At 68.9% G+C, this 9,022-nt stretch carries 9 protein-coding genes; 6 read left to right on the top strand and 3 right to left on the bottom strand.

The features are described 5' to 3' along the window. Positions 1-224 (top strand): nucleoside deaminase (locus tag QZ378_RS10855; protein ID WP_291258277.1); only part of this gene is annotated, 224 nt, incomplete at its 5' end. Between the two features lie 700 nt (positions 225-924). On the opposite strand, the gene QZ378_RS10850 is transcribed toward QZ378_RS10855, so the two are convergent. From QZ378_RS10850 to QZ378_RS10840, 3 genes are read right to left on the bottom strand one after another with little or no spacing between them, the layout of a single operon-like run. Then, the gene (locus QZ378_RS10850) at positions 925-3,315 is read right to left on the bottom strand and encodes a transglutaminase domain-containing protein (protein ID WP_291258276.1); all 2,391 of its coding nucleotides are present in this window, start codon (positions 3,313-3,315) and stop codon (positions 925-927) included. Further along, on the bottom strand, positions 3,312-4,316 hold the full coding sequence (locus QZ378_RS10845; protein WP_291258275.1) for a DUF58 domain-containing protein: 1,005 nt from the start codon (positions 4,314-4,316) through the stop codon (positions 3,312-3,314). Before QZ378_RS10845 ends, QZ378_RS10850 begins: the two co-directional genes overlap by 4 nt. Positions 4,317-4,320: 4 nt before the next feature. Continuing rightward, entirely contained in the window at positions 4,321-5,253 is a 933-nt protein-coding gene (locus QZ378_RS10840) for a MoxR family ATPase (protein ID WP_291258274.1), read from the bottom strand. 258 nt (positions 5,254-5,511) lie between these two features. Between QZ378_RS10840 and rimP the strand changes: the two genes are divergently transcribed. The 5 genes from rimP to QZ378_RS10815 form a co-directional block, all read left to right on the top strand. Then, the gene (gene rimP, locus QZ378_RS10835) at positions 5,512-5,967 is read left to right on the top strand and encodes a ribosome maturation factor RimP (protein WP_291258273.1); all 456 of its coding nucleotides are present in this window, start codon (positions 5,512-5,514) and stop codon (positions 5,965-5,967) included. Positions 5,968-6,091: 124 nt separating this feature from the next. After that, positions 6,092-7,276, top strand: a complete 1,185-nt coding sequence (gene nusA, locus QZ378_RS10830) for a transcription termination factor NusA (RefSeq protein ID WP_191379759.1) — start codon at positions 6,092-6,094, stop codon at positions 7,274-7,276. Between the two features lie 120 nt (positions 7,277-7,396). Continuing rightward, on the top strand, positions 7,397-7,672 hold the full coding sequence (locus tag QZ378_RS10825; protein WP_087242180.1) for a YlxR family protein: 276 nt from the start codon (positions 7,397-7,399) through the stop codon (positions 7,670-7,672). Beyond that, complete coding sequence (locus QZ378_RS10820; RefSeq protein ID WP_191379760.1) at positions 7,665-8,162, top strand: 50S ribosomal protein L7; 498 nt, start codon at positions 7,665-7,667, stop codon at positions 8,160-8,162. Before QZ378_RS10825 ends, QZ378_RS10820 begins: the two co-directional genes overlap by 8 nt. 98 nt (positions 8,163-8,260) lie before the next feature. Then, on the top strand, positions 8,261-9,022 hold a 762-nt coding region (locus QZ378_RS10815; RefSeq protein ID WP_366935200.1), incomplete at its 3' end, for a translation initiation factor IF-2 N-terminal domain-containing protein.

Below are 9,022 nucleotides of genomic sequence, written 5' to 3'. Positions count from 1 at the left end.
CCCTCTACGTCACCCTGGAGCCCTGCCCCATGTGCGCCGGGGCCATCGTCAACGCCCGCATCCCGGTGGTGTGCTACGGGGCCAGGGACGACAAGGCGGGGTGCTGCGGCTCGGTGCTCAACCTGTTCGAGGAGCGGTTCAACCACCACCCCCGGGTGTACGGCCATATCCTGGAGGAAGAGTGCGCCGGGCTGCTCCAGGAATTTTTTGAAAATCTCCGCTGATTTCATGAAATTGTAACATCCGGCGCTAGGTTTGTTAACAACCCTCTGTTACCATAACACTTGCAAGAGACAGCGCTTCTTTTCATTCTATCCTCCAATTCAGAACGTCCGGCCGCGGGAGCAATCCCCGGCCGGACTTCTGCATTTGGCCGGTTTTTCCACATTTTCCACCGAATTTTCCCACATGACAGGAACTTTACAAAAAAAGATTGAAATTTAATACTCCTGTAACAGATGGAGTTTTTTTCGTTAACATCTCCTTGGTATGATCATACTCGCAAGAGACAGTTTCTTTTCATTTCATTGTATCCTCTTTCCTTCGATGAGGGCCGGACGTCAGGAGCAGGCGTCCGGCCTTTATCGTCGTCGGCACAGCCGGCCCTGCGGCGTATACGAAACGGGCGGCGGGGGCAAGCCCCCGCCCTACGGGCTGTGTGCCGCCGCAACCGCTCACTGTGCCTCCTCTCCCCACGGCGACCACTTCGTTGGGTCGCCGCGGGCCGCCCGGGGCGCGGCAGCGCCTGAAACGAACAGAAAAAAGGAACCGGGCGTGGATGCACGCCCGGTTCTTGCCTTGTCTGTACGGCTTTCCGCCGCCGTGGGCCCCCGTTCTGGGGGGCGCCGGGGGCACCGTCAGATGGGCGGATGATATCCGCCCCTACGGCCTGGCAGTTGTTATACCGCCCCTGGAGCCTGTGCCTCAATACAGCCCCAGCACGTACCGGAACAGGAGCCGCTTCCAACGGGGCAGGGCGGCGTCCACCTGGCGGGCCACGTCCCCGGCGGCGCGGACGGCGGCGTGCCGCTCCTCCTCGGTCAGGGTGTGGTTGGAGAACCGGGCCTTCTTGGCCAGCTCGGTGATCTCCTCCGGCGTTTCCCCGCCCCAGGGCTCCAGCCGCCGCAGGTAGCGGTAGACGGCCACGGCGGCCTGGTTGGTGTCCCGGTCTCCGAACCGCTTTTCCCTTCCCCGGCGGGCCAGTCGGCGGCGGAGGGGGAAGGCCAGGACGAGGAGCAGGACGGCCAGCGGAACCCACAGCACCGACGGGTCGAAGCCCTGCCCGCCGTCTCCCTCCGGCTCCACGGCCTGGGAGGCGGTGGGGGCGGGGGTGTCGGTTTCCTCGGGGGCCTGGCTGGCCGAGGGCGTGGGGGTGGGGGTAGGAGTGGCCTCCGGCTCCGCCGTCACCCCGCTCTGGCCGGGGGTGGAGCCGGCATAGGCCGGGGTGACCTCCACCGGCTCCCAGCCGTAGCCCTCGATGTACACCTCCACCCAGGCGTGGGCGGCGGAGTCGGGCACCCGCACGTGGCCGGAGGCGGGCACATCGGCCACGTAGCCCGCCACATACCGGGCGGGGATGCCCATCCAGCGCAGCAGCAGGGTGGCCGCGCTGGCAAAGTGCATGCAGTAGCCCCGGCGGCTCTCGGTGAGGAAGTAGGTCACATAGTCCTCCCCCTCCGGGGTGGCAGGGGTGTTGGGGTCGTACTGGGCGATGGAGGCCAGGTAGGCGGCCACCCCCCGGGCAGCGGCCACCTCGTAGGGCTCCCGCTCCAGGAGGGGGGCGTCATAGTAGTCCCAGGCCAGGTCATAGGCCGCCGGGACGGCCTCCTCCAGCACCTGGTACAGGGCCGGGTTCTCCCGGCGGGCGGGCAGCCTGAGGTAGTAATATTCGACGAATTTCTGGTAGTCCTGCTCCGCCCGGGCGGCCTCGCCGGTGAGGCTCCCCCAGTCCCGCCGCGGATCGGCGTCGGGCTGGACGTAGAGGGTGTGGGTCCAGATGTCCTCCGCCCGGGCCAGGTGGGAGTCGTAGACGAACTCCGCCCCGGACAGCTCGTCCGGCTGGGTGAGGAGCTGGTAGGGGGCGTACACATAGCCGGGGTCGGCCCCCACGTTGTGCACCGTCACCGCCGCGTAGTCCCCCGCCTCCCCGGACGAGCGGGCGGCCAGGGCGGGGAAGTTCAGGGGCTGACAGCCCCGGAGCTTGATGAGGTAGGGCAAGTGAACCAGGCCCGGGTATCTGTCAATGGAGTCGATGGATATGTTCAGAATGATGTCCCCGTCTTCCGTGGTGGTGCTTCCCGAGTCCAGCTCCAGCGAGCTGTAGATGTCGTCGGGCAGGGGCAGCCAGCGCTCCCCGTCATAGAGGGCGCCGGAGAAGCCCCGCAGGTAGATGCGGCCCTCCAGCTCGGTGTCCACCTCCAGCACCGTGCGGCCGGAGAAGCGCAGGGGCCCGCTGTTCAGGGACACCGAGCCGTCGGACGCGGCCAGCCGGCCGCCGCCCCCGCCGCCGAAGGGGCCGGTGCCGTCCAGCCAGATGCCGCTGTATTTTACCACCTGGCTGGTGATGTGCTCCAGGGCGTCGTCGGCCCAGGCGGGCCGCTGATAGCTGTTCTGGGGCATGGCCAGGGTGAGGGCGGAGAGCAGCAGCGCCCCGGCGGGGAGGGCCATCAGGTTGAGCAGGGCCGCCCCGTGGGGATCCTGCCGCCGCACCAGTGAGGTGAGGCCCAGCACGCACCACCCCAGCACCAGGGCCATGAGGGGGAGCCAGCCGGGGGTGACGGAGATGCACAGGGGGGCCAGCACCAGGGGCACGGAGCACCAGAAGGCAAACCAGAAGGAGCGCAGGCGCACGATGCCCAGGCCCAGCAGGGCCCCCAGGGGCACCGTCACCAGCAGCACCAGCAGGGTGGCCGCCGCCGTCCAGGTGTCGGCGGGCAGCTCCGCGGCGGGCTGGATCATGCCGTCCAGCCCCAGGCTCAGGCAGAAGGTGTTGACCACCGAGCAGCGGACGGACACCTCCCCCAGGGCCAGGCCGTCCCACATCCGCCACAGGGCGGCGCCCCACAGCCCGGCGCATACCGCCAGGGGGAGGGCCCACCACCGGCGGGGGAGAGACCACACCGCCAGGAAGATCAGGGCGCACAGGGCGCACCCGGCGTACACCAGGGGGAGGGACACGTCCAGGGTGAAGGCGGTGCAGAAGCTCCCCACCGCGCCGGCGAGCACCAGGAAGAGCAGCACCCCGTCCCCCAGCAGCACCAGGGGGCCCCGCCTCAGGGGGGCGGGACGGGGCCTGCGGATTTTTTCGCGCCTCATAGTCCGCCCCCTTCCAGGCCGCTGGCGGTGACGTGGATGCGGCGTACCCGGCCCCCCTCGCCGGGCAGGCGGAGGGGCAGATCCAGCATGGAGGCCCCCGCCTCCGGCGCGGGGGCGGAGAAGGCCAGGGCCAGGCAGGAGAGCAGCGCCGCCTCACTGTCCACCGGCCGACCCTCCGTGCCGGTGCCGCCGGGGCCGGCCCAGCGGATGTGGTGGGGCCGCTGCCGCTCCAGCAGCCAGCGGGACAGGGCGCACAGCCGGGCAAAGGTCTCGTCCAGCACCTCCGGCGCGCCGAAGCGGTCAAAGGTGAGCACCAGGGCGGCCCGGTGGGGCTCCAGGGTCTCCTTCACCACCAGCTCGTCCCGCTTGGAGGACAGCTTCCAGTGGACGGAGCGCAGGGGATCGCCGGGCCGGTAGTTCCGGAGATCGTAGTCCTCCCCGGGGCCGCCGCCGGGCCGGGGCCGGAGGGCCGCCCCCTCGCTGCGGCCGGACAGCAGGCCGGGGGGCACCTCCAGCTCCACCGGCCGGGGGAGGGAGAGTACCTCCGCCGGGGCGGGCTTCCTCAGAGGGATGGGGAACAGGCCCAGCAGATCACAAGTCCACGCCCCCTCCGCCCGGCACGCCAGGCAGCCGCAGTGGGCGGCGGGGACGGTGAGCTCCCCGGCCGTTTCCCCGGGGGCGGGGGCCCAGGACAGGGCGTCCCCCTCGCCGGTGAGCCGGTTCTCCCACCGCAGGCGCACCTTCACCCGGGGCAGGGGGAAGGGGGTGCGGCACTCCAGGGTGAGGCGGAAGGACGCCTCGCCCCCCCGGATCACCGTGGGGGCGGCGGGGGAGAGGGTGAGGGTGCAGCCCAGGGCCGCCGGCAGGCTCAGCGCCGCCGCCAGCACGGGCAGGAGCACCACCAGCGCCAGGGTGAAGGTGGACAGGTAGAAGCGGAAGAAGATCTGAAAGAGCACCGCCAGCCCCAGCAGGGCGGCGTAGGCAATCCGTCGCCGGGCCATGGCGTCACCCGATCCTGGGGGCGCTGACCCTGGCCAGCAGCTCCGCCGCCGGGTCAAAGGACTTGTCCCCCTCCGCCCGGGGGGAGAGGAGCAGCCGGTGGGGCACCACGTCGGGGAACACCAGCTCCACGTCCTCCGGGTTCACGTAGTCCCGCCCCCGCACCAGGGCGGCGGCCTTGGCCATGGCGGCCAGGGCCAGGGTGGCCCGGGGGCTGGCCCCCTGGAGGATCATGGGGTGCTCCCGGGTGGCGCCCACCAGGCGGACGATGTAGTCCAGCACCTCGTCGGACAGGTAGACCGCCCCGGCCTTTTCCCGCAGAGCCAGCAGGCCCTCCCGATCCACCACCTGCTCCACGCTGTCCAGGGGGTTGCCCCCCTGGCGGCGGCGCACCATGTCCATCTCGTCCGCCGGGGCGGGGTAGCCCAGGGACAGGCGCACCATGAACCGGTCCATCTGGGAGTCGGGCAGGGGCTGGGTGCCTGAGGCCCCCGCCGGGTTCTGGGTGGCGATGACCAGGAAGGGCCGGGGCACCGGGTGGGACGCCCCGTCCACCGTCACCTGCCCCTCCTCCATGGCCTCCAGCAGGGCGGACTGGGTGCGGCTGGTGGCCCGGTTGAGCTCGTCGGCCAGGAACAGGTTGCACAGCACCGCCCCCGGCTGGTACTCCATCCGCCCCGCCTCCTTGTTGTAGAGGGTGAAGCCGGTGATGTCCGAGGGCATCACGTCGGGGGTGAACTGCACCCGGTTGTAGTCCAGGCCCAGGGCCTTGGAGAAGGCCAGGGCCATGGTGGTCTTGCCCACGCCGGGGATGTCCTCCAGCAGGATGTGCCCCCCGGCCAGAATGGCCAGCAGCACCCGGGCCAGCACCTCGTCCTTGCCCACCACGGCGCGGCGCACCTGGGCCAGAATGGCCGCCGCCAGTTTCGCCTCGTTCATACAGGCTTCCGCCTCCTTTGCAGGTTCTTATCCACCATTTTAGCAGAGGAATTTGTTATGTCAACGCAAATTCGGTTACAGATCCCGCCGGGGGGTGCAAAAAATAGCCCAAAGCCCTTGCATGGCGGGATTTTTTGTGCTATAGTACGTATGATAGTAGTAGTGGTATGGTGAGAGTGGGGTTGCGGCTCCGCTCTTTCTTATTGAAAAAAGCGGGGCTGTAAATTTCTGGATGCCCCTGTGCAGGAGGGATTGCCCATGGCAAAAGTCACCGAGCTGGTGGCCGGTCTGGCCGCCCCCATCGCGGAGGAAAACGGCTGCTCCCTGTGGGACGTGGAGTACGTCCGGGAGGCGGGGCAGTGGTTCCTGCGCATCTATATCGACAAGGAGGGCGGCGTGTCCATCAACGACTGCGAGGCGGTGAGCCGCCCCCTGTCCGACGCCCTGGACGAGGCCGACCCCATCGAGGGCAGCTATGTGCTGGAGGTGTCCTCCGCCGGAGCCGACCGTCCCCTGAAAAAGCCCGCCCACTTCCAGCAGTTCCTGGGCAGCGAGGTGGATGTGCGCCTCTACCGGCCCCTGGACGGCCGGAAGGAGTACACCGGCGTGCTGAGGGGGTACGCCGACGGGGACGTGACCATTGAGCTGGGCGGCGCGCCCCGCACCTTCGCCAAGAAGGACGTGGCCCAGGTGCGCCTGACCGTGCGGTTTTAGGGGGCGGCGGGGGCAAGCCCCCGCCCTACGCAGAGGCGGATATCATCCGCCCGCCGGATACAACCTGCCATACAGGGGCGCGCGGCGCGCGCCCGCGTGAGACGAGTGAGGAGATAGAACGATTATGCCGAAGAAGAACGCCAAAGCGCAGAAGACCAACGAGCTGGACGGGGCGGAGTTTTTCGCCGCCATCAACCTGATTGAGAAGGAGAAGGGCATTCCCAAGGCCTACATGCTGGAGAAGATCACCCAGGCCCTGGTCACCGCCTACAAGCGGGATCACGAGGGCGCGGGGGACAACGTGACGGTGGAGGCCGACGAGGAGAAGGGCACCGTGCGCATGTTCGTCAAGAAGGATGTGGTGGAGGAGGTGGATAACCCCTGCACCGAGATGAGCCTGGAGATGGCCCGGGATAAGCTGCCCCAGGCCCAGCTGGGCGACGTGATCCGCATCGAGGTGCGCACCCGGGACTTCGGCCGCATCGCTGCCCAGACCGCCCGCCAGGTGATCATCCAGGGCATGCGGGAGGCCGAGCGGGGCATGATCTATGACGAGTTCTCCTCCAAGGAGCACGAGCTGCTCACCGGCGTGATCACCCGCATCGATCCCCGCTCCGGCGGGGTGAGCCTGCGCATCGGCTCCGGCAACGAGGCCACCGAGGCCTTCCTGGCCCCCGGTGAGCAGGTCAAGGGCGAGGAGTACGTGGAGGGCATGCGCCTGCGGGTGTATGTGGTGGAGGTGCGCCGCTCCACCAAGGGGCCCCAGGTGCTCATCTCCCGCACCCACCCCGGCCTGGTCAAGCGCCTGTTCGAGCTGGAGGTGCCCGAGATCTACGACGGCACCGTGGAGGTCAAGTCCATCGCCCGGGAGGCGGGCAGCCGCACCAAGCTGGCCGTCTGGTCTGCCGATCCCGACGTGGACGCCATCGGCGCCTGCGTGGGCCCCCGGGGCCAGCGGGTGAACAACATCGTCAATGAGCTCAAGGGCGAGAAGGTGGACATCATCAAGTGGTCGGAGGATCCGGCCCAGTATATCGCCGCCGCCCTGTCCCCCGCCGACGTGGTCAGCGTGGACATCCACGAGGAGGGCAAGAGCTGCCGCGTGGTGGTGCCCGACGACCAGCTCTCCCTGGCCATCGGCAAGGAGGGCCAGAACGCCCGCCTGGCCGCCAAGCTCACCGGCTGGAAGATCGACATCAAGCCCGCCTCCGCCCCCGCCGACGAGGCGCCGGAGGACGAGGACGACGTGATCCTGGACGACGGGGACGAGATCATCGCCGACGAGGCGGAGGGCGAAACCGAGGAATAATCCGGACAGCGGGCGCACACGCAGGTGCGCCCCTACGAGTGCCGTGTCGGCGCGATCGTAGGGGCCGACCTGTGTGTCGGCCCGCCCGTCCCTGAGCACCCAAAAAAGGAGGTTGCGGAGATGCCCAAAAAGATCCCCATGCGTCAGTGCCTGGGGTGCCGGGAGATGAAACCCAAGAAGGAGCTCATCCGGGTGGTGAAGAGCCCGGAGGGGGAGATCTCCCTGGACTTCAAGGGGAAGAAGCCGGGCCGGGGGGCCTACGTGTGCCCCAATCCGGAGTGCCTGAAGAAGGCGCGGAAGGCCCGGGCCCTGGAGCGGGCCTTCTCCGCCCCCATGCCCGACGGGGTGTACGACGCCCTGGAGGCGCAGATGCAGGCAGGTGACGGCGATGGATAGCGCGCTGCACCTGCTGGGCATCGCCCGCAAGGCCGGCCGGGCGGAGGTGGGGGAGGAGCCCGCCGGTGCCGCCTGCCGGGCCCGCCAGGCCAGGGTGCTGCTGGTGGCCGCCGACGCGGCGGACAACAGCATCCGCCGGGCCGCCCGCTTCGCGGAGGCGGGGCAGGTGCCCTGGCTGAAAACCCCGTGGGACAAGGGAACCCTGGGGGGCGCGGTGGGGCGCACGGCCTGCGCCATGCTGGCCCTCACCGACGCGGGGCTGGCCGCCGCCCTGGTGGAGAAGCTGGCCCAGGCCGACCCGGACGCCTACGGCCCCGCGGCGGAGGCGCTGCGGGACAAGGCCGACAGGCAGCTCCAGCGCCAGCGGGAGCAGCGGGCCCATGAGAAGAAGCTGGAGCGGGCAAAGAAAAAGCCCTGGGCGCCCCCGCCCGCCGGGCGCGCCGCGCCGAAAAACCGGGGCCCCGGCAAGAAGAAAAAGAGGACGCCATGAGACGGCGAGAATACGTTTGCAACGACGTGGGTTTGTTCCAATAAGAAAGCGCAGCGGCGCCGCTGTGTTTTCCTATTGGTGCAGGCCCGCCAATGGAGGTGGCTTTTTTGCTGAACAACAAGTATCGCGTGCACGAGGTGGCCAAGGACTTCGGTAAGAACTCCAAGGAGATCACCGACATCCTGACCGAATATGCGACCACGCCCAAGAACCACATGCAGCCCCTGGACGACCGGGAGCTGTCCCTGATCTTTGAGTATCTGACCCAGCACAACCAGGTGGACAGCCTGGAGAGCATCTTTGCCGAGGTGTACCGGGAGCCCAAGCCCGCCCCCAAGGCGGAGCCGGCCAAGCCCGCCCAGGGCAGCCAGCAGCCCCAGGGCCAGAAGAGCGGCAAGGGCGGCCAGAACAGCAGCGGCCAGGCCAGACCCGCCGGCCAGAACGGCGGCCAGGCCCAGAATCAGGGCGGCCAGAAGCCGCCCCAGCAGCAGCCGGCCGCCAGCCGCCCCGGCGCCCGTGTCCCCGAGAAGAAGGTGGTGGACACCCGCAAGGGCGGCCAGGTGAACCTGGAGAAGTACGACCAGCGGCTGGAGGATCTGGCCGCCGGCAAGACCAAGCAGATGCAGGGCGGCAAGCAGAAGTTCCAGGGCCGCAACCAGCGCAAGGGCGGCTTCCAGGGCAGCAAGCGCCGCCAGGAGGAGCAGGAGAAGATGCGCCGGCTCCAGCTGGAGATCGCCAAAAAGACCCCCCTCACCGTGAAGATCCCCGACGAGATCGGCGTGGGCGAGCTGGCCAGCCGCATGAAGAAGACCGGCGCCGAGGTGGTCAAGACCCTGATGAAGAACGGCGTCATGGCCTCC

The sequence above is a fragment of the Flavonifractor sp. genome, from assembly GCF_019422385.1.
GTDB lineage: Bacteria > Bacillota > Clostridia > Oscillospirales > Oscillospiraceae > Flavonifractor > Flavonifractor avistercoris.
The sequence above is the reverse complement of the archived record's forward strand: the minus strand, read 5'-3'. Positions and strand labels throughout refer to the sequence as shown.

Excerpts from the sequence above, each read along its gene's own strand:
- QZ378_RS10850 (WP_291258276.1), bottom strand. The coding sequence starts at position 3,315 with ATGAGGCGCGAAAAAATCCGCAGGCCCCGTCCCGCCCCCCTGAGGCGG.
- QZ378_RS10845 (WP_291258275.1), bottom strand. The coding sequence starts at position 4,316 with ATGGCCCGGCGACGGATTGCCTACGCCGCCCTGCTGGGGCTGGCGGTG.
- QZ378_RS10840 (WP_291258274.1), bottom strand. The coding sequence starts at position 5,253 with ATGAACGAGGCGAAACTGGCGGCGGCCATTCTGGCCCAGGTGCGCCGC.
- rimP (WP_291258273.1), top strand. The coding sequence starts at position 5,512 with ATGGCAAAAGTCACCGAGCTGGTGGCCGGTCTGGCCGCCCCCATCGCG.
- nusA (WP_191379759.1), top strand. The coding sequence starts at position 6,092 with ATGCCGAAGAAGAACGCCAAAGCGCAGAAGACCAACGAGCTGGACGGG.
- QZ378_RS10825 (WP_087242180.1), top strand. The coding sequence starts at position 7,397 with ATGCCCAAAAAGATCCCCATGCGTCAGTGCCTGGGGTGCCGGGAGATG.
- QZ378_RS10820 (WP_191379760.1), top strand. The coding sequence starts at position 7,665 with ATGGATAGCGCGCTGCACCTGCTGGGCATCGCCCGCAAGGCCGGCCGG.